Consider the following 20,116-nt stretch of genomic DNA (forward strand, 5'->3'; position numbering starts at 1 on the left):
AATAGAAAACACTAGATTATACAAATAGGAGAGTAAGCCTATGAACAAAAAGAAAATAATAATTCATATTGTAGTACCAATTTTATTAGCTATAATAGCCAATTTTGTTTGCATGAAATTGTTTTACATTCCAGATCCAATAAAACCAAATACTTCTACATGGGTAACTGATGCTATTTCAGTAGGTATATCAATATTGACTCTTGCAGTTTCTTCAATTATATCTGCAATTTTATATGTAGGTAGTAAAAAGAAATGAAGAAAACAAACAAAAGTTCCGACTATACCTGTATAACAATTAGTGGTAAAATATTCCATATACTAATGCAGAGGAGGGGTTGATAAAAATGATAGCACAGATTCTTAATCCAAAAGGATGCAACCCAAATGATATTCAAAGAACAATTCATACCGAACATGGTATTACTAGAATTGTTTCTAAATATCCAATAGGTTTGTCCTTACTGTTGAACAAGATGTAGATGTAAACTTTACAATAATTTCAAGTGGAGAAGTTATTGATTTAGGAAATGGAGTTTTCCAGATTCCAGATTAAAAGTTATTCCTATGTCATCTATAGTAATAGTATCACTATTGTCACTGTGAATTACGATATTATTTGATGATTCATTAGTGGTAATATTATTTTTTTAATTTTCGTTCATATTTTCACCTCACTTTTAATTAAAGAAATCGGTTACATTGGCTACAATTTGGTCTGTTTCCACGGAGAGGACACATCTGGCAAACCGTTGGAACTGATACAGCATGTACAACAGTTGAATTTTCTTTTAATGGTTGTACCGAAACCTGAGATAGAAGCTCCGAATCGTCAAATAGGTTTCGTAGGTCAGGTTGAGGAATAAGTTTTATTAAATCAATATTCGTATTTATCATCACCAATCTAAGAGTAGAAGACTTGTCGAAAGGCAGGTCGTTTATTTTGTGTTGAACTTGGATGGAAGAGTAGATGTGAATTTACCGCAATATAAAAAGACACCTTAGTTGGTGTCTTTGTTTTCGTCTAACATATCTAACATTTTTATTATTCCATCTATATCAGGTGTCATAAAATGTTTATTACCATTTTCGCATTCAAACAAATAATCCTGGCAAGCTTGAATAATTTCAGATTCATTATTATCAATTATGTTCTTTACCATTAAATCAAACGGATCACTTATTAAATATGATTGAACATATTTATCTGTAATTGGAAATATCTTAATATAATGTATTCCATGAGAATGATGTGGTTTTGTCTTTGAATTTGGAGGTAATGACATATATTGATTTTTGGGTGTGGTAGGAGATATGTTTGAACGAAGTGGTACAACGAACTTATGGAAATTTCCCTTATATTTCAAACGAACAATCAAAACACTTGGGCGACCATCTTCATTAAACATTAACTCTTTATGTATGTTATTCTTCTTACAATCATTGAAAAACTTATTTGATATTTTTACTAATTTCATCTTTTGCTCCTGATATAAAGAAAGAGCCGTTACAGGCTCTCTCTAACACTTACAATTGGATAATATTCTAAATTTACATCCCGTTATCCACGGAGATAAACTTACGACTGAATGATATTCTAAATTTTAGTCCCGTCATTCTCGGAGACAAACTTACAATTGGATAATATTCTTTCCGTTATCCACGGATTACAAAGAAACCACTTCTGATTTCTTATCTATATTATACACAATAATTGAGATTTGTAAACACCTATTTGAAGTTTTTTAAATAAAACATACGATTCATATAGTGAGAGAGTAGCCGTGTGACTACGCTCATAATGTTTACTGCAATGTTTTTACGATTTCTCTCCAATATTGAAATTGAGAATTCTTGGTTTAATCAATTTCTGAAATTTCAATTTTATTTATAGTATATTTTGTTGTGCAAGCAAAAAATACTACTAAAATCAAATATGAAATAGTCTTTGAAAACATTGAAACTACATTTACATCAACGGTAATTTTTAGTATATTGCCTATAAAGACAATTATCATTCCAACAAAATCGGTAAGACAATCTATTGTAAGACCATACAAGAAAAATCCTATCGCTAGTGATACTGAAATTACCAAACATAAGCATACATAATTCATACGAATATAATTATTTTCAATAAAATTTTTAAGTTTTTTCAATCCTTTTATCTCCTTACAAATAAATGTTCTCTCTACCAAAACATTCTAATTTGCTATATAATACACTTACGGCTTCAAATGAAAATATAGTTACTTCCATTTTTAAAAGGTGTTCCTCAAACAAACACCAATCTATCAATAGTACGATGTTGAAAACAAAGACAATGATAGGAGGTGACTGTTATGAGTAAAATGATTAAATATGTTGTTGAATGCAACTCTCTATATAAACTTATTGCCGTTATCATTGTATGTGCTCTACTTGGAACGTCTCTGTACTTCATGTGCGATATAGTCCAACACATTACAGATAAAATTTGTGAATATAAAGAAGTTAGCATAAAAGCTCAATACGATGATACCTCATTAGAGGTTGACTTGCAGGAGCGAGATAGAATGGGAACTGAGTAGAGCAGTTCCTATTCTATTTGTATAGGCCTAGAGGCCTCATTTGCGAAATGTAGTTTCTCTTGGAGGAGAAATGGAATGTAGCAAATAAATAAACCACCTGCTATGCGGGTGGTGGAAAGAGCTTAAGTGATGTGCAATGATAAGCTCCTTTGTTATAATAATGATGGTCTGCCAACCACATTAAAAGCAAAGGAGGTTGTCCGTATGAACAACAATAACAGTTTATCACATACTACATGGAATTGTAAGTATCATATAGTTTTTGCACCAAAGTATAGAAGAAAGGTAGCGTATGGAAAGTTAAGAGAAGATATTCGCGATATTATTATAATGCTTTGTAAAAGAAAAGGTGTAAATATTATAGAAGGAGAAGTATGTCCGGATCATATTCATTTGCTTGTTGAAATTCCACCTAAAATGAGTGTTTCATATTTTATGGGATATCTAAAGGGAAAAAGTACATTGATGATATTTGAGAGACATGCAAATTTAAAATATAAATATGGAAATAGACATTTCTGGTGTAGAGGATATTATGTTGATACAGCAGGAAAAAATGCAAAGAAAATAGAAGAATATATTCGAAATCAATTACAAGAAGATTTGGAATATGACCAGATGACAATCAAAGAGTATGTTGACCAGTTCACGGGTGAGCCGGTAAAGAAAAACAATTAATAATAAGCCCAGGGGGCTTAAGTAAGTAACTGATGTTGCGGTGGGCAGACCTTTCGGCGAGTCTTTAGACTCAGACGCCGGCAAAGAGGCCTTATAGGCCGCAAAGCAAACCACCGGCTAAGCCGGTGGTTGTGATTGTGAAAATATTATTGAAGAATTTTGCTGCACATTATATAATATATATAAACAGTATATAAAATATTGTAGTATATGATGTATTATAGAAATTTTTGTAACAGATATGTGGAAACTATATATGCAAAATAAGGTTTTTAATGGGGATGTATGATAAAAGGATTTGAGGAATTAAAGTTAAAAGATAATCTGCCGAAGAGGATGCGTTATTATCAGGGGATGATAGATTTAAATATACTGGAAAAAGGCGAAAACTATAAAAATCTAAAAAAGAGTTTTGTTATATTTATATGCACATTTGATTTGTTCGGATTAGGCCGTCATGTATATACATTTGAAAATCGTTGTATTGAGGATTTGGAATTACCGCTTGGTGATGATACTACAAAGATAATATTAAATACAAAAGGGACACTTGATGATGTAAGTCCTGAAATGAAAAAGTTATTAAATTATATAGACGGAGAAGCACCATCAGATGAGTTTACGGAAGAATTGGAGCAGGCAGTCAAAAAAGTAAGAGATAACGAGAAATGGAGGTTGGATTATATGACTTTACAGATGAGTTATCAGGAAAAATTTGAACAGGGCTTGGAACAGGGCTTGGAGCGTGGCATAGAACAGGGAATTAGTGGAACTATTAAGATATTGGCAGGGTTGGATTATTCAGATGAGCAGATTGCGGAGCAGTTGATAAAACAATTTGCCATAGACGAGGAACAGGCTTATAAATATATATTAATTGCAAAAAAGTAATTGACATTAATTCCGAAAAGTGATATAAAAATAATAAATAGTATGTTACTTGATTTAAAAAATCGAGGCATTAACTATACATAAATTGCAAATAGTATATTTATGTGGAGTTAGTGTCTCTTTTTTTGTGTTTATAAAGAAATTGCGTAGCAATGAAGCAATCCGGAGCATCAGTTAGGGTCAAAATACCTTTTGACCCCAACATCATTATTATATTGTAAGAGCATTTTATGAAGAACGCTTCCATGTAAATATCACAGAAAGTGAGGATAGTATGAAAAATCCGATTTTTCATACACAAGATTTGTGTCTGTGCACACTTGACGCAAATCTTATATGTGAAATATATTATATTTCACATTATGCAAAAAATGTGTGCAGAAATGGAGATTATTATGAAAGACAAAATTTTTGAAGTCTTACAGAGAATTGGAAGAAGTTTCATGCTTCCAATCGCAATCTTGCCTGTAGCAGGGCTTTTACTCGGACTTGGAAGTTCGTTTACGAATGAGACAACTATTGAGATGTATAATCTTGGAAAAATTCTCGGAGATGGTACTATCTTGCACGCACTGCTTGTGATTATGAACAAGGTCGGAAGTGCTGTTTTTGACAATCTGCCGTTGTTGTTTGCAGTCGGTGTTGCTATTGGAATGGCAAAGAAGGAAAAAGAAGTTTCTGCTTTGTCTGCGGTTATCGCATATTTTGTTATGAACATATCCATCAGTAGTATGCTTGAGATAAACGGAAAAATTCTTTCTGATGGAAGCATATCAAAAGATGTGCTTGAGGGAACGATAGCTTCTGTCTGTGGTATAAATACTTTGCAGATGGGTGTTTTTGGCGGTATCATAGTAGGTCTTGGCGTTGCGGCACTTCACAACCGTTTTCACAAGATACAGCTTCCTAATGCATTGTCATTTTTTGCAGGTTCAAGATTTGTTCCTATTATTTCAACTATCGTTTATATGTTTGTAGGAATTTTAATGTATTTCGTATGGCCTGTAGTCCAGAACGGTATTTATGCACTTGGCGGTCTTGTTACTGGCAGTGGTTATCTTGGAACACTTGCTTTTGGTATAATTAAGAGAGCTCTTATTCCATTTGGACTCCATCATGTATTTTATATGCCTTTCTGGCAGACGGCGGTTGGTGGAACTATGAATGTTGCAGGAAATCTTGTTCAGGGTGGACAAAATATTTTCTTTGCACAGCTTGCTGATTCAGCACATATTACACATTTTAGTGCTGATGCGACAAGATATTTCTCAGGTGAGTTTATCTTTATGATATTTGGTCTGCCGGGTGCGGCACTTGCCATGTATCGTACTGCAAAGCCTGAAAAGAAGAAACAGGCAGGGGGACTTTTGTTCTCGGCAGCACTTACCTGTATGCTTACAGGTATCACAGAGCCTATTGAGTTTTCATTCCTCTTTGTAGCACCGATATTATTCGGTGTTCAGGTTGTACTTGCAGGTGCAGCTTATATGATAGCACACATCTTAAATATAGCAGTAGGTCTTACTTTCTCAGGTGGACTTCTTGACCTTTTCCTTTTCGGAATACTTCAGGGAAATGATAAGACAAGCTGGTTTAGGATAATTCCAGTCGGTATAATTTATTTTATATTGTATTATGTTATATTTTCATTCCTTATCAAAAAATTTAACCTTAAAACTCCGGGCAGGGAAGATGATGCAGGGGAGGTTAAACTTTATACAAAAGCCGATGTGAACGCAAGAAGGGCAAAAGGGAACAATGCCGACGGTGTAGCGGTAGAGGATGAACTTAGCAGGGATATAACAAGAGGACTTGGCGGAAAGAAAAATATAGATACGGTTGACTGCTGTGCGACAAGACTGCGCTGTACTGTAATAAATCCTGACCTTGTAAATGATGCGGCACTTAAAGCTACGGGAGCGAGCGGTGTTATCCATAAAGGTAACGGAGTACAGGTTATCTACGGACCTCATGTAACTGTTATTAAATCAAATCTTGAAGATTATCTTGAAACTGCACCTGATATGGAATATACTGAAAGCAGTGAAGATTTATCAGGAGAGATTAATAAAAAGATTGAAGATAAACAGGAAAATGAGCCAAATGCCGACAATGAAAAAAAAGTTGTAAAGACAGTTGTTGTGTCAAGTCCTATAACTGGAACGGCGGCAGATTTATCTACTGCACCTGACGAAGGATTTGCAGGTAAGATGATGGGAGACGGAGCTGTTGTTACACCTGAGGATGCCATTATAAAAGCACCTGAGGATGGAGAGGTAGTATTTGTATTTGATACAAAACATGCTATCGGATTTATGACGGATTCAGGACTTAGTCTCCTGCTTCATATAGGTATAGATACGGTAAAACTTGATGGAAAAGGCTTTGAAGTGTTTGTCGAAAGCGGTCAGAAGGTTAAAAAGGGAGAGCCGCTTATGAAGATAGATATTGACTACTTAAAAGAAAATGCACCATCACTTGTTTCACCGGTTTTATGTACTGAACTTGAAGACAATCAGAAAGTACGCCTTTTAAAAACGGGAGATATAAAGGCAGGAGATGAACTTTTTGCCATAGATATTTATGAGTAGATTTTTGGTGGTAAAATTGTTATTATGATGTTGGGGTAAAAATACTTTTTGACCCCAAAAGCTTATTATTTAAGCAGAATAAAATATAAGTTTGACTATCAGGCTCAAGATGTCGGCTAGTGTATTAGCTATGATGTCTTGGGCTGATGGTCATTAAGGATTACATTATGGAGAGGATGAAAAAGGTATGTATAAAGTTGTGAGAGTATTAAATCACAATACAGTGATTGCAGCTTTGGATGATTGTGAAAAGTTGCATGGAAAAGAAAATCTTTTAGATAAAGAAGATAAATATCTTTTGATGGGAAAAGGAATCGGTTTCGGGAAAAAAACCGGTGCAGCAGCAGAGCTTAAAGAGGACAGCCGTGTGTACTCACTTCAGGAATGTGGTGAGAGAGGTGATGCAAAGGATATTGTTGACGAAGTTACACCTGAGTATCTTGAAACAGCGGATATAGTGCTTAAAGAGGCTGAAAAAATGTTTGGTGACATTGACAGAAATATCCTGTTTTCCCTTGCCGACCATATTTTCTATGCGGTAAAGCGAATGAAAAACGGCGAGAGAATAAGCAATCCGCTGACAGAAGATATAAGGCTTTTGTTTCACATGGAATACAAAGCTGCATTATGTGTCATACCGGTAATTCAGGAGAAGTTTGGTATTCTTATAGATGATGATGAGGTGGGATATATAGCACTTCATGTTCATTCAGCAATAGATAACGAGAAAGTTTCGGATGCGATGCAGACTGCAAGGGCAGTCAGGCAGTGCGTGGATATTGTAGAGAGAGCAATAGACAAAAAGATAGATATAATGTCGCTTGCTTACAACCGACTTATGAATCATGTCCGTTATATGATAGTTAGGGCTATAAAGGGTGAGAAATTAAAAATGAGCCTTAATGACTACATGAGCATTAAATATCCTGACGAGTTTGCGATGGCAGAAAAAATCTGTGATGAGATTTCAGGGATGATAAAACATAAGTTAAATAAGGCAGAGATTGGTTATCTTGCCATGCACATATGCCGTGTGACAAGCGGCGAGCTAGAAGCAGAAGAATAGTGAAAAAATAAAATGTAAAGGTGTAAACATATGATATTTGGATTGATATTAGCAGGTGGTGTAGGGAGCAGAATGGGTGCTGATAAACCGAAACAGTATCTTGAGATAGGAGACAAGCCGATAATCGTGCATACCATTGAACGGTTTATAGAGTATGAAAGTTTTGAGAAGATAATAGTTCTTTGTCCTGATGAATGGATAGGATATACAAGAGATATTATCAAAGATAAATGTGAGAACAAAAAAGCGGCGGATATAGAGATAATTACAGGCGGTGACAGCCGCAATGAAACAATAATGAACGGGATAGCTTATATAGAGGAGCATTATGGTGTTGATGATGATACGATAATAGTTACGCATGATGCTGCAAGACCGTTTATAAATAACAGGATAATATCCGAAAATGTTGGGAAAACTTTAGAGTATGGTGCCGCTACAACGGCGATACCTGCTGTTGATACTATTTTAGACTGTAACAATGGTGTGATAGAAAATATACCTGACAGGAGCAGTATGTACCAGTGTCAGACACCACAGACATTTCATGCAAAACAGCTTAGAGAACTTTATTTTTCACTTACTGACAGTGAGCGGGGGATACTTACCGATGCGTCAAAAATATTGGTTCTCTCCGGTAAAAAGGTTGCCATTGTAAATGGCGAGAGAACCAACATAAAGATAACTTATAAAGAAGATATGATATTTGCCGAGTCTATTGCTAAGCAGATATTCTCAATCCGCTCTGCTACTTGCTCATAACACTATTAGCTGCTATCGCAGCATATCAGAATGGGATTGCCCCTCCTAATAGTGTTAAAAGCGATGATTGGCTGAATTATTTTTACACCATTCTTCACAGGCAGATACATTCCATTTATCAGAGTGGAATGTGTTCCATGCCTTATCTATTCCATCTAATAATAATATTTTGTGATATTCTTCCTCTGCTTTTTGGTATTCATCAGCAGAGATTTTTAATTTTCCGTCGTTTTCAAAATAAAGTGAATTGTATGTTCCGTCAGGGTTGTAGACAAGCCGTCTTGCGTCAGTGTACATGGCATCTCCAAATGAGAAAAATCTGTATTTCATATCAACAGCTTCCTTGTATGCTGCCATTATGTTATCCCGTCCGGTAAGTGCAGAGACAAGCATAAGGAGTGTTGACTCAGGGAGATGGAAATTTGTTATAAGTCCGTCAAGGACTCTGAAACGGTAGCCGGGATATATAAATATGTCAGTGTCGCCCTCACCTGCCATAACTATTCCGTTTTTGTCAGATGCAGACTCTATTGTACGGCAGCTTGTAGTCCCGACACATATAATCCTGCCACCATTTTTCTTTGTGTTGTTTATAGTATCAGCAGCTTCTTTTGAAACCTGATAAAACTCAGTGTGCATATGATGTTTTGATACATCATCGACTTTTACGGGTCTGAAAGTGCCAAGACCTACATGGAGTGTCACTCTTGCAATGTTTACACCGCTTTTTTCTATATCCTCAAGAAGTTTTTCCGTAAAATGAAGTCCAGCTGTAGGTGCAGCGGCAGAACCCTCATATTTTGCATATACGGTCTGATACATATTTTTATCTTTAAGTTGATGGGTAATATAAGGAGGGAGTGGCATCTGACCGAGTTTGTCAAGGATTTCCTCAAATATACCATCAAACTCAAATTTGACAAGACGGTTGCCTTCTTCGATAATATCGACGACTTCAGCTTTTAAGATACCGCCGCCAAAAACTATCCTTGAACCGATACGCGCCTTTTTGCCGGGCTTTACAAGAGTTTCCCAGATATTATTTTCTTTTCTCTTTAAAAGTAGTAATTCAACTTTGCCACCGGTGTTTTCTCTTTCACCGATAAGTCTGGCAGGGATGACTTTTGTGTTATTTATAACAAGGCAGTCACCCGGATTTAAGTAATCGCCTATATGGTGGAAATCTGTATGTGTGCGTTTTTCGGTAATCTTGTCTATAACGAGCAGTCTTGAGGCGGCTCTATCTGAAAGAGGATCCTGTGCAATAAGTTCCTCAGGTAATTCATAATAAAAATCAGCAGTTTTCATTTGGGACCTCCGGTTTATTTTTGTTTGGTAAATTTATTCCAGGCTATGTGATTGTTTATCATATCAGCACAATCGAATAATATATTGATAATTTTCCAAACATTTATTATTATTTATAGTTTATAGTAACAGTTCAGCCATAAAAAGATAATTGGCAATACAATGAGCTTGTTCATTGTATTGTTAAGTACCTTTTTATGGTAGAATAGCCTTTCATTTCTGAAATGAGTAAAGATAAGCTGCACAGCAGCGACTGACAGCTCGCTGGCAGGTTTATGAATGTAAGAAATGCAAGGCTGAACTGTTATAGTTTATATCATAACACCGAACAAAACATTTGCAAAGAGTAAATTATAACGGTATAATATGATGCAAAGGTCAAAAGCAGATAGCAATGTATGTTTACACACATTGTTATCTGCCGGCTTGACAAATCAAACACTGACAATGATATTTGAGGTGTTTGCAGGATTGCGAAAATTGCAAAGCAATTTAGCAATCTGTGGCATCAGTTGGAGACAAAATACATTTGGACACCAACATCATAATATTTAAGATGATAAGTGAGGTTACTTTATGAGTAAAAAAATGTTATTTATTTATAACCCTATGGCAGGTAAGGAGCAGATTAAAAATAAATTATCTGAGATAATACAGATTTTTTGTAAAGAGGGGTTTGAGGTTACTATTTTTGCCACTAGGGGCAGGGAGGATGCCACAAAGATTATAGAGAAAAAAGGTGAGAGATATGATTATATAGTCTGCTCTGGCGGTGATGGTACTATGAACGAGGTTGCTACAGGGCTTATGAAGCTTGAAAAAAGACCTATATGCGGATATATACCTGCAGGGACTGTCAACGATTTTGCATCAAGCCTGAAAATTCCAAGAGTTATGAAAAATGCAGCATCACTTATTGCGGATGGTGATGTTTTTAACTGCGATATGGGAAAGTTCAATGACAGATATTTTACATATGTTGCGGGGTTTGGTGCATTTACTGAAGTCTCTTATCAGACACCGCAGGAGTGGAAAAATGCACTTGGAAAGGCGGCTTATTTTATTGAAGCTTTAAAACATATCGCAGATATAAAACCTCATCATATGAAGATAGAATATGACGGAGGAGTTATTGAGGATGAGTTTATATTAGGGCTTATCAGTAATTCTGTTTCGGTTGCAGGATATAAATATTATGAAAAGAAAAATATTAAAATGGATGATGGACTTTTTGAAGCACTTCTCATAAAGAGTCTTAAAAATCCTATTGAATTACAGCAGGTTTTAAATGCACTTTTGTCAAAACAGCTTGATGCTGAAAATATGTGTTATTTAAGCAGCAGTTTTATACATATAATAAGTGATGATGATATTCAGTGGACACTTGACGGAGAGGACGGTGGATGTTGCAAAGACGCATATATGCAGAATATGAAGGAAGCACTTTCTATTATTTGTGACAGAAGAGCACTTGCTAAAGTATCATCAAAGAGGGCGATTGAATGATGGAAAAAAAGAAGTTATATTTTGCACCGTTAGAGGGTGTTGCCGGTTATATTTTTAGAAATATCTATGCAGATTTTTTTGACGATGTTGACAAATATTTTTCGCCGTTTGTTGTTACAAGACCGTCAGGTATTATGAAAAATAAAGAACTGCGTGATATACTTCCGGAGAATAACGAAAATATATCTCTTGTTCCACAAATACTTGCAAATAATGCTGACGGTTTTATAAATGCGGCAGGACAAATGAGGGAACTTGGTTATAATGAAGTTAATCTTAATCTCGGCTGTCCGTCAGGAACAGTTGTTTCAAAGAAGAGAGGAGCAGGTTTTTTAAGATACCCTGAGGAGCTTGATGAGTTTTTAGACAGGATATATACGGAATGTGATATGAAAATTTCAGTTAAGACAAGAATAGGCTTTGAAAATCCTGACGAGATTTACAGGCTGATTGAAATTTTTAATAAATATCCGGTATATGAGCTTATAATCCATCCGAGGACAAGACAGGATATGTATAAAAATAAACCAAATCTTGAAATGTTTGATTATGCTCTAAACACAAGCAAAAATCCGGTATGTTATAACGGAGACATAAAGACAAAATCCGATTATGATATGATAACGGAAAGATTTCCTGACACGGACAGTATTATGATAGGCAGGGGAATACTCGCAAACCCTGGACTTTTCGGGCAGATAAGAGGAAAAGGTGCAATAGATAAGGAATTTTTTAAAAAATATCATCAGGCGATTTTTGACAAATTCTGCCAGGTATATGATGGAGACACATTTATATTATTTAAGCTGAAAGAATTGTGGGCTTATTTTGCAAATGATTTTGATGATGCGGATAAATATGTAAAAAAGATAAGAAAAGCAAAAAAGCTTACGGAGTATAAAGCGGCAGTAGAAACGCTGCTTAGCAGATGCAGCTTTAGTGTTGAATGAATAACAGGCTAAACTGTTATAACCTGCAATATCAGGTATATATAAAATAAAAGTGCATACACTATTGTGAGTATAAAAAAGCGTATGCATGGAGGTTTTTATATATGTGTGGCATTGCAGGTTTTTTTTCGAGCCAAATAGAATTTAAAGCAAGTGACAAGTATAGAAACATATTGTACGAGATGAAAAAAAGTCTTTTCCACAGAGGACCTGACGATTCGGGAATATATTTGGGCAGACATTGTGGTTTTGCACATACAAGGCTTGCGATTCGGGATGTTAATAATGGCAGACAGCCGATGATAAGGACTATAAATAATAATGATTATGTCATTGTCTATAATGGTGAGATATACAATACGGAAATATTGAGATATAACTTAAAAAGTGAAGGCTGGCATTTTGAAACTAAGTCCGATACAGAGGTCGTGCTGCTTTTATTTTTGCAATACGGACCTGAATTTGTGAAAAAACTTGACGGGATATTTTCATTTGCTATATATGATTCGGGACATGATATATTGTATCTTTATCGTGACCAGTTTGGAATCAAGCCGCTTTTTTATACATGGCTTGATGATGAAAAAAGCATTGTCTTTGCTTCGGAGATAAAGGCATTATTTAAGTATGGCGATGTAAAGCCTGTTGTTGACCGGAACGGTTTAAATGAGATATTTGGTCTTGGACCGGCAAGGCAGCCCGGAAATGCAGTGTTTAAAGGAATAAAAGAAGTGAAACCAGGAAATTATCTCGTGTGTACCCAATATGGTATAACAAAGAAAGTTTATTGGTCACTTGAAAGCAGATACCATAAAGATGATTATGAAAAGACGATTGAAAAGACAAGATATTTATTAGAAGATGCTGTAGTAAGACAGATGGTTTCTGATAAAGAAGTGCCTATATGCACATTTCTTTCCGGTGGAATAGATTCGAGTCTTGTGTCTGCTATATGTGCCATGAAATTAAAAGAAAAGGGAGAGATTCTTTCGACATATTCATTTGACTTTGCAGGAAATGAAAAATATTTCAAGGCAAACAGTTTTCAGCCGTCACAGGATGCACCATACGCAAAAAAGATGGTGGAATATCTTGGAACAAATCATACGATACTTAAATGTGATTACGAAAAACAGGCTGAGCTGCTTTATGATTCGGTAGATTCACATGACCTCCCATGTATGGCAGATATAGATTCAAGCCTTGTATATTTTTGTAGAGAAGTAAGCAAAAAACATAAGGTAGTGCTTACCGGAGAATGTGCTGACGAGATATTTGGCGGTTATCCGTGGTTTCACCGTGAGGAATTTTTAAAATGCGGAACTTTTCCTTGGACACCCGATTTGTCTCCGAGAAAGCAGCTGCTTAAGCAGGAGGTATTAGTGGAACTTGATATGGACGATTATGTAAAATCGGCATATGAAAGTGCGGTAAGTGAGATAAATATTCTTCCGTGGGAAAATGAGATACAGTCTCAGAGAAGGCAGATAAGTTATCTGAATATACGCTTTTTTATGCAGACATTGCTAAACCGAATGGATAGAACAAGTATGCACTCAGGTCTTGAAGCGAGAGTTCCGTTTGCAGACAGGAAGCTTTTGCAATATGTATTTAATATTCCGTGGGACATGAAATGCAGGAATGGACTTGTAAAAAATATATTGAGACAGGCGGCGAGGGGCAGGGTGCCGGAGGAGGTTTTGTTCAGAAAGAAAAGTCCTTATCCGAAATCATATAATCCATATTATGAGAAAATGCTCATAGAAAAATTGAAAAAAGATATTAAAGACGGTGCACCGGTGCTCTCACTTATAGACGAAAAAAAACTTACAGATTTTATGGCGGGAGAAAAGGATTACGGTGCACCGTGGTACGGTCAGCTTATGGCAGGACCACAGATGCTTGCGTATCTGATACAGATAAATTACTGGCTTAATAAATATAAAATAAAAATAGAGCTGTAATTGGTGTTATCATTCATTTAACCATATATTTTTTGTATATAATGTTTGTGTCAGATGCGATATACTGTTTGCTCAAAGTATTGTTTGTAAATTAGCGTCAATGATACTCTATGACTTGCATTTTAATACCGGTTGAAGCTGTCTTCCTGTGAGGGCAGCTTTAATTGTCTGTGGAATAAGTTCAAAGTCTGCTATCAGTGAGCGGGGTTTTTTATTTGTATCATCCTGAAAGAACGGTACAAAATAAATATTTTTTGTGTTGAAAAGCCTTCCTATATTCTGAAAATTCATTCCCATAGCATCATTTGTAGAAACCGCTATAATAAGCGGTTTTTCATTTCTCAGATGCGCTTTTGCAGCCATGAGGACAGGCGAATCTGTTATGCCGCAGGTCAGCTTTGCAAGTGTGTTTCCGGTACATGGTGCTATGACGAGTGCATCAAGAAAATTGCCGGGACCTATCTTTTCGGCATCTTGAATACTCATTATCGGTTTCTTTTTTGTAATATCTTCTATATCTGATAAAAATACGGATGATTTGCCAAAACGACTGTCCATTGATGCTGTGTTAAATGAAACAATGGGTGTTATATCATACCCGTTGGTGCACATTTGTGAGATGATATTTTTTATTTTTGAATGGGTACAAAAGGAGCCTGTAACAGCGAATCCGATTTTGTTATTTTCCAAGGTTATCCCTCCCTTTTTAAGTTGACAATTTCATTAAATATAATGCGGGCAGCAGTATCAGGAGCATAATGTCCGGGAATTCCGGGACAAAGTTTTGCACATATGCCGTATTTTTTACAATAATCAAAATCAGTACCACCGGGAGCTGAAGCAATGTCAATTATTGTTACATTTTTTTTTAGGCGGCAGAGGATGTCATCGACAAGTGTTTTTTGTGGTGCCGTATTAAATATAAAATCAAATCGGTGAATGTTTCTGACTTCTGTAATGTTTTTATATAAACGGATATTTCGTCCGATATATGTTTTTTTTGCGGGTTCTATAACATGGACTTCAGAGTTCATGCATTTTAACATACCTGCGATTTTACAGCCGCAGTTGCCATAGCCTATAACGAGACTTTTACTGCCTGCAATTGTTTTGGTTGAGTTTTGCATTGCACAAAAAATCGCACCCTCGGCAGTTATCTTTGCATTGCTTGTTACAAAATTTTTTGAGAGGTAAAGGTCGTAGTAACATATATTATTTCTATTGCAAAAGGCAGTCAGTTCTTTATCAAAGAGTCCGCCGATAATATAATTATTTTTATGGGCAAATGGAAAAAGATTGTCAATCGATCGTTTCTTTAACGGAATAGGAAAGATTAAGAAATCAGTTCCGGTGCATAAGTTGTCTTCATAAAAGTGGTGAGAGTATTTGATTTTTTTGTTATTATTTGAAAAACAGTCTGTTGAGTATGCCGCATTATATCCCTTTTCGAGAAATAGATTAAAAAGTGCAAGTTGTCTGCTGTCATCTCCGAAAATATAGATTCTGTCATCAAAGATATTCATTTTTCCCTCCCGTTTTCCGCATATATTTATGAATAATACAGTATATGCAGAATATCCGGTGGAGTGAGTCTGCAATCTGTTGAAATTTATTATGTGTGGGGCTGTAATTTTTTTAAAATCGTGATAAATGAGATTTGTAATCGTGTGAAATTAAAAATAATGAACGGTACGGAGATGAAAGTAAGTATAGAGAGTGGAAATTGCCGAATTTAGTCATCATATGGGAGAAAAATGCAAAAATTGCTTGACCTTATCTTTGATTTTGGGTATGCTATATGTAGTGTAGGATTTGGAATAGGAGAGTGGAATTATGATTGAAGTTGCAGTGTGTGAAGATAGTGAAATAGATAGAGGGATGTTAGAAGAGATTATAGGATTCCTTATGACTGACAGGGGACTTGAATATAATATGACACCATTCTCAAATGGTGAGGGTCTTGTCGCAGGTTATAAAAATCATCCTTTTGATCTTATATTTCTTGATGTCATGATGAATGAGATCGATGGAATTGAAACCGGAAAGCTGATACGCCAGATGGATAAAAATGTTGAGATTGTATATTGCACTTCAAGCAGTGATTTTGCGATAGCGGCATATGAGGTTCATGCTATGGGATATCTTCTTAAACCATATGAGCCGGGGCGCATAGGTGCAGTAATTGATTACTATGTCCAGAAGCATCCGCAGAAAAATCAGAATTACATAGAAGTTAAATCCAGAAGAAAATCACTCATTATACCATACAAAGATATTATAAACATGGAATCAGATAATAAGGTTGTTTACATTTATACAACCACGCAGGGTATTGTAAAGGTTTATAATAAACTTGATGTTTTTGAGAAGGAACTTTCCGATGACAGATTTTTGAGATGTCATCAGAGTTACCTTGTAAATATGCAGTATGTGGCAGGACTTGTTGATTCTGATTTTATTATGATAAATGACAAGATGATTCCTATAAGAAAAAGTGGAAGAAAACTTATAGTAAAAAAATATGAAGAATTTTTTAAGGAGTCACTTAAACAGACATAATATTTAAATGGTATATCTATTTGAAATTTAAAAATCATGCTTTATATATGTAGGGATTAGAAATTATAAATGTAAAGTATAAGAGCGGATTGTGTGATTATATATGCTTATAGTCATACAATTCTTTTTTTGCTTGCGTTTATATGACATATGTTTTAAAATCAGAGGTTGAGGGTTACTGGTTTCACTATAGGTGTGAACGGTAACATTTGAGTTAAAAAATATAGAAATGAGGAAGTTTTATGCATAGAAAACATGGAATTATTTTAAAGGCAGTGATAACTGTGTGCAGTGCAGCTTTTTTGGTGACAGGTTGTGGTAAGGCAGACAGTCTCTATGATAAAGGCATGGATTATATTAAAGATAAAGACTATAAACAGGCTTTAGAGTGTTTTGACGATGCTATCGCTGTGAACAATGAGAAAGCGGAATATTATATTGCATCAGGTATGGCATATAATTATCTAGGAAAATATCAGGATGCAATAAAACGCTTTTCAAAAGCTTTTCAGTCATCGGAAAACAGCATATCAAACACGAACAACAAACAGCTATATTATGGTGAAGCAATATCTTATTATGGTATAAATGATTATGATAAGGTTATTGATGACTGTAAGAAAGCGCTGGATATAAAGCAGGTCGATAATCTAAATAATAAGATAAATTGTCTTATGGCATCGGCATACCAGACTAAGGGAGATGTAAAGAAAGCAAAAGAGATATATGATTCGGTAATAAAGAGCAACAATAAATATGCTAAAGCATATATTATGAGGGCGGGGCTTTACAGGGATACAAAAGATTATGACAACGCACAGAAAGATCTTACAAAAGCCATAGACTTAGAAGAAAAAAATGTGGATGCATATTTTGAACTGTATAATGTTTACAAGCTGAAAAAGGATGATGATTCTGCAACAGGCATATTAAATAAAGTTATAGATATGGTTGCAAGTGATGAGAGTATGTATATTCCGGCAGGAAAAGCGTATTATTATCAAGGTAAATATGATGATGCGATGGAAATGTTTAATTCTGCGGAGAAAAATGGTGAAGCTGATGCAATATATTATAAGGGTGTTGTATATGCAAAAAAAGGTGACAATAAATCTGCTTTAAAACAGTATAAAAAATATGCGGACAAAGAAAGTGCTTTAGCGAAGGCGACAAAGAAATCAGATGTTTACGATAAGATAGCTAAATGTTATATGCTTGAAGAGGATTATGACAATGCCCTTTTATATGTTAGAAAGGGACTTAAAGCGGATGACCAGACAGCAGGGGTTAAGCTTCTTAAAAAACAGGTAATTTTGTATGAAAAAACAGGAAATTATAAAGATGCTTTAAAGTGTGCAAGAGAATATGTAAAGACATATCCTGATGATAAGGAAATGAAAAAAGAAGTAAGATTTATAAAGACTAGGATATAGTGGAATAGGAGATTAGAGTTGGAAGATAAATTATTTGATACATCGGAACAGAAAGAAAGGATTATTGTGGTGGGTGTTGCCACCTCAGATAATGATGACACAGAGAAATCTCTTGATGAACTTATAGAATTGGGGCAGACGGCTGGTGTTGAGACTGTTGCAAAAGTCATACAAAACAGGGAGAAGATTCATCCGGGAACTTATATAGGAAAGGGGAAGATTGAGGAAGTGAGGGAGCTTGTTATAAAGCATCACGCTGATACGGTGGTATGTGATGATGAGCTTACACCTGCACAGTTTAACAATCTGTCTGATATGCTCGATGTGAAAGTTATTGACAGGACTGTTATGATACTTGATATTTTTGCTAAGAGAGCATCGACAAGTGAGGGTAAACTTCAGGTGGAACTGGCACAGCTTAGATACCGTGCTTCGCATCTTATCGGTGGAAGAAGTGAACTCTCAAGACTTGGAGGAGGTATAGGTACTAGAGGTCCGGGAGAGCAAAAGCTTGAGATGGACAGGCGGCTTATCAAGGAGAGGATAACACAGGTCAGAAAAGAACTCGAACAGGTAAAAAGGACTAGAGAGCTGACGAGAAAGAAGCGTCAGGAAAATCCGGTGCCGGTCGTTGCGATAGTAGGTTATACAAATGCAGGAAAGTCAACCCTTCTCAATCATCTTACGGGTGCAGGAGTTTTATCGGAGGATAAACTTTTTGCGACACTTGACCCTACAACGAGAAAACTTGTGAGAGAAAACGGTGAGGAGATATTGTTTACTGATACCGTAGGATTTATAAGAAAACTTCCGCATCATCTTATACAGGCATTTAGAAGTACGCTTGAAGAAGCAAAGTATGCCGACATAATACTTCATGTGGTAGACAGTTCAAATGAAGATATGGATGCACAGATGTTTACAGTATATGAAACACTTAGAAAACTTGAGGTGGGCGACAAAAAGGTAATAACCGCATTTAACAAAATTGATATCTGCGACAGCGAGAGTACATTAAAAGACCTGAATGCTGACAGAACGGTAAAGATTTCGGCGAAAACAGGTGAAGGAATAGAGCAGATGCTTGATGTTATAAGCGAAGTGATAGCGGAGGGAAAGAAACTTCTAGACAAGGTGTTTGGATATGACGAGGCATCAGTTGTTGCAAATGTGAGAAAATACGGTCAGGTAATAGAAGAAGAGTATAGAAATGAGGGAATTTATATAAAGGCTCTTATACCAAAGGAATATATGTACCTTTTCGTAGAAGAGGAGAAGAAAAAGGAGGCTTGGGAGTAATGAATCTTATAGCATGTGTGGATTCAAATTGGGCGATAAGCAATAAAGGTGAGATTCTTGTGTCAATTCCGGCAGATAAAAAGCTGTTTAAGGAATTAACGGACGGCAAGGTTGTCGTTGGGGACAGAAGGACTATGGAATCTATACCGGGTGGGACTACGCTTGGCGGCAGGACAAATATAATCTTAACATCGGACCAAAATTATTCTTATGGCAATGCCAAAATAGTTCATGATATGGATGAAGCGATGGAAGAACTTAAAAATTATGCTGATGAGGATATTTTTGTTGTCGGTGGGGAGAAAGTATATAAGGAGTTTTTTCCGTACTGTGAAAGAGCATATATAACGAAAGTTGATTATGAGTATCAGGCAGATGCCTACCTTGAAAATCTTGAAGAGTCAGACGAGTGGATTATGACGCATGACTCCGATGAATGGACTTATTATGACCTGGAATATTATTTTTATCAATATAAGAGAAGATAAAAAATCCCATGTCTGCCGCATTTACGGTAAACATGGGATTTTGTTGTTATT

18 protein-coding genes and 1 pseudogene are annotated in these 20,116 nt (G+C 35.7%); 14 read left to right on the top strand and 5 right to left on the bottom strand.

Annotation, left to right across the window (positions count from 1 at the left end):
• Positions 1-40: 40 nt before the first annotated feature.
• Positions 41-259 (top strand): hypothetical protein, encoded by a 219-nt coding sequence (locus DW721_RS02300; RefSeq protein ID WP_118744669.1) that lies wholly within the window; start codon positions 41-43, stop codon positions 257-259.
• A gap of 742 nt (positions 260-1,001) precedes the next feature.
• Here DW721_RS02300 and DW721_RS02305 read toward each other — a convergent pair.
• Positions 1,002-1,478, bottom strand: a complete 477-nt coding sequence (locus DW721_RS02305) for a hypothetical protein (protein ID WP_055943659.1) — start codon at positions 1,476-1,478, stop codon at positions 1,002-1,004.
• Positions 1,479-1,859: 381 nt separating this feature from the next.
• Positions 1,860-2,159, bottom strand: coding sequence for a hypothetical protein (locus DW721_RS02310; protein ID WP_022013067.1), 300 nt, complete (start codon positions 2,157-2,159; stop codon positions 1,860-1,862).
• A 183-nt stretch (positions 2,160-2,342) separates the two neighbouring features.
• Between DW721_RS02310 and DW721_RS02315 the strand changes: the two genes are divergently transcribed.
• The 6 genes from DW721_RS02315 (at position 2,343) to ispD (ending at position 8,558) form a co-directional block, all read left to right on the top strand.
• Positions 2,343-2,570, top strand: a complete 228-nt coding sequence (locus DW721_RS02315; RefSeq protein ID WP_118744670.1) for a hypothetical protein — start codon at positions 2,343-2,345, stop codon at positions 2,568-2,570.
• A gap of 204 nt (positions 2,571-2,774) precedes the next feature.
• On the top strand, positions 2,775-3,248 hold the full coding sequence (gene tnpA / locus DW721_RS02320) for an IS200/IS605 family transposase (RefSeq protein ID WP_118744671.1): 474 nt from the start codon (positions 2,775-2,777) through the stop codon (positions 3,246-3,248).
• Positions 3,249-3,533: 285 nt separating this feature from the next.
• Positions 3,534-4,139 (top strand): Rpn family recombination-promoting nuclease/putative transposase, encoded by a 606-nt coding sequence (locus DW721_RS02325; RefSeq protein WP_118744672.1) that lies wholly within the window; start codon positions 3,534-3,536, stop codon positions 4,137-4,139.
• Between the two features lie 395 nt (positions 4,140-4,534).
• Positions 4,535-6,730 (top strand): PTS transporter subunit IIABC, encoded by a 2,196-nt coding sequence (locus DW721_RS02330; RefSeq protein WP_118744673.1) that lies wholly within the window; start codon positions 4,535-4,537, stop codon positions 6,728-6,730.
• A 187-nt stretch (positions 6,731-6,917) separates the two neighbouring features.
• The gene (locus tag DW721_RS02335; protein WP_055943640.1) at positions 6,918-7,796 is read left to right on the top strand and encodes a PRD domain-containing protein; all 879 of its coding nucleotides are present in this window, start codon (positions 6,918-6,920) and stop codon (positions 7,794-7,796) included.
• Between the two features lie 30 nt (positions 7,797-7,826).
• Entirely contained in the window at positions 7,827-8,558 is a 732-nt protein-coding gene (ispD, locus tag DW721_RS02340; protein WP_055943638.1) for a 2-C-methyl-D-erythritol 4-phosphate cytidylyltransferase, read from the top strand.
• 291 nt (positions 8,559-8,849) lie between these two features.
• Here the strand turns inward: ispD and queA are convergent.
• Positions 8,850-9,866 (bottom strand): annotated as a pseudogene (gene queA / locus DW721_RS02345) (tRNA preQ1(34) S-adenosylmethionine ribosyltransferase-isomerase QueA); the annotation flags it as partial.
• A 576-nt stretch (positions 9,867-10,442) separates the two neighbouring features.
• Here queA and DW721_RS02350 point away from each other — a divergent pair.
• The 3 genes from DW721_RS02350 to asnB all read left to right on the top strand — a co-directional run bounded on the left by DW721_RS02350 (position 10,443) and on the right by asnB (position 14,286).
• A complete protein-coding gene (locus tag DW721_RS02350) occupies positions 10,443-11,372 on the top strand; it encodes a YegS/Rv2252/BmrU family lipid kinase (RefSeq protein WP_022014922.1) in 930 nt (309 codons plus the stop codon).
• Entirely contained in the window at positions 11,369-12,322 is a 954-nt protein-coding gene (locus DW721_RS02355) for a tRNA-dihydrouridine synthase family protein (protein ID WP_243035925.1), read from the top strand. The genes DW721_RS02350 and DW721_RS02355 overlap by 4 nt, the downstream gene beginning before the upstream one ends.
• Before the next feature lie 104 nt (positions 12,323-12,426).
• Positions 12,427-14,286, top strand: coding sequence for an asparagine synthase (glutamine-hydrolyzing) (gene asnB, locus DW721_RS02360; protein ID WP_118744675.1), 1,860 nt, complete (start codon positions 12,427-12,429; stop codon positions 14,284-14,286).
• A 108-nt stretch (positions 14,287-14,394) separates the two neighbouring features.
• On the opposite strand, the gene DW721_RS02365 is transcribed toward asnB, so the two are convergent.
• Both DW721_RS02365 and DW721_RS02370 read right to left on the bottom strand, forming a co-directional pair.
• Positions 14,395-14,982: a dipicolinate synthase subunit B gene (locus DW721_RS02365; protein ID WP_118744676.1), complete on the bottom strand. Its 588-nt coding sequence runs from the start codon at positions 14,980-14,982 to the stop codon at positions 14,395-14,397.
• Positions 14,979-15,809, bottom strand: a complete 831-nt coding sequence (locus DW721_RS02370; protein ID WP_118744677.1) for a hypothetical protein — start codon at positions 15,807-15,809, stop codon at positions 14,979-14,981. The genes DW721_RS02365 and DW721_RS02370 overlap by 4 nt, the downstream gene beginning before the upstream one ends.
• A 310-nt stretch (positions 15,810-16,119) precedes the next feature.
• Between DW721_RS02370 and DW721_RS02380 the strand changes: the two genes are divergently transcribed.
• From DW721_RS02380 to DW721_RS02395, 4 genes are all read left to right on the top strand, one after another.
• Positions 16,120-16,845 carry a LytTR family DNA-binding domain-containing protein gene (locus tag DW721_RS02380; RefSeq protein WP_022014927.1) on the top strand — a complete coding sequence of 242 codons (726 nt, stop codon included), beginning with the start codon at positions 16,120-16,122 and terminating at the stop codon, positions 16,843-16,845.
• A 242-nt stretch (positions 16,846-17,087) separates the two neighbouring features.
• Positions 17,088-18,278: a tetratricopeptide repeat protein gene (locus DW721_RS02385; RefSeq protein ID WP_118744678.1), complete on the top strand. Its 1,191-nt coding sequence runs from the start codon at positions 17,088-17,090 to the stop codon at positions 18,276-18,278.
• Between the two features lie 18 nt (positions 18,279-18,296).
• Positions 18,297-19,577, top strand: a complete 1,281-nt coding sequence (gene hflX, locus DW721_RS02390; RefSeq protein WP_118744679.1) for a GTPase HflX — start codon at positions 18,297-18,299, stop codon at positions 19,575-19,577.
• A complete protein-coding gene (locus tag DW721_RS02395; RefSeq protein WP_022014930.1) occupies positions 19,577-20,065 on the top strand; it encodes a dihydrofolate reductase in 489 nt (162 codons plus the stop codon). Before hflX ends, DW721_RS02395 begins: the two co-directional genes overlap by 1 nt.
• Positions 20,066-20,116: the final 51 nt, after the last annotated feature.

Source organism: Clostridium sp. AM27-31LB, from assembly GCF_003480745.1.
Taxonomy (GTDB): domain Bacteria; phylum Bacillota; class Clostridia; order Lachnospirales; family Lachnospiraceae; genus Butyribacter; species Butyribacter intestini.

What these genes read in the sequence shown, in the direction of transcription:
- DW721_RS02300 (WP_118744669.1), top strand. Translation starts at nt 41, where the DNA reads ATGAACAAAAAGAAAATAATAATTCATATTGTAGTACCAATTTTATTA.
- DW721_RS02305 (WP_055943659.1), bottom strand. Translation starts at nt 1,478, where the DNA reads ATGAAATTAGTAAAAATATCAAATAAGTTTTTCAATGATTGTAAGAAG.
- DW721_RS02315 (WP_118744670.1), top strand. Translation starts at nt 2,343, where the DNA reads ATGAGTAAAATGATTAAATATGTTGTTGAATGCAACTCTCTATATAAA.
- tnpA (WP_118744671.1), top strand. Translation starts at nt 2,775, where the DNA reads ATGAACAACAATAACAGTTTATCACATACTACATGGAATTGTAAGTAT.
- DW721_RS02325 (WP_118744672.1), top strand. Translation starts at nt 3,534, where the DNA reads ATGATAAAAGGATTTGAGGAATTAAAGTTAAAAGATAATCTGCCGAAG.
- DW721_RS02330 (WP_118744673.1), top strand. Translation starts at nt 4,535, where the DNA reads ATGAAAGACAAAATTTTTGAAGTCTTACAGAGAATTGGAAGAAGTTTC.
- DW721_RS02335 (WP_055943640.1), top strand. Translation starts at nt 6,918, where the DNA reads ATGTATAAAGTTGTGAGAGTATTAAATCACAATACAGTGATTGCAGCT.
- ispD (WP_055943638.1), top strand. Translation starts at nt 7,827, where the DNA reads ATGATATTTGGATTGATATTAGCAGGTGGTGTAGGGAGCAGAATGGGT.
- DW721_RS02350 (WP_022014922.1), top strand. Translation starts at nt 10,443, where the DNA reads ATGAGTAAAAAAATGTTATTTATTTATAACCCTATGGCAGGTAAGGAG.
- DW721_RS02355 (WP_243035925.1), top strand. Translation starts at nt 11,369, where the DNA reads ATGATGGAAAAAAAGAAGTTATATTTTGCACCGTTAGAGGGTGTTGCC.
- asnB (WP_118744675.1), top strand. Translation starts at nt 12,427, where the DNA reads ATGTGTGGCATTGCAGGTTTTTTTTCGAGCCAAATAGAATTTAAAGCA.
- DW721_RS02370 (WP_118744677.1), bottom strand. Translation starts at nt 15,809, where the DNA reads ATGAATATCTTTGATGACAGAATCTATATTTTCGGAGATGACAGCAGA.
- DW721_RS02380 (WP_022014927.1), top strand. Translation starts at nt 16,120, where the DNA reads ATGATTGAAGTTGCAGTGTGTGAAGATAGTGAAATAGATAGAGGGATG.
- DW721_RS02385 (WP_118744678.1), top strand. Translation starts at nt 17,088, where the DNA reads ATGCATAGAAAACATGGAATTATTTTAAAGGCAGTGATAACTGTGTGC.
- DW721_RS02395 (WP_022014930.1), top strand. Translation starts at nt 19,577, where the DNA reads ATGAATCTTATAGCATGTGTGGATTCAAATTGGGCGATAAGCAATAAA.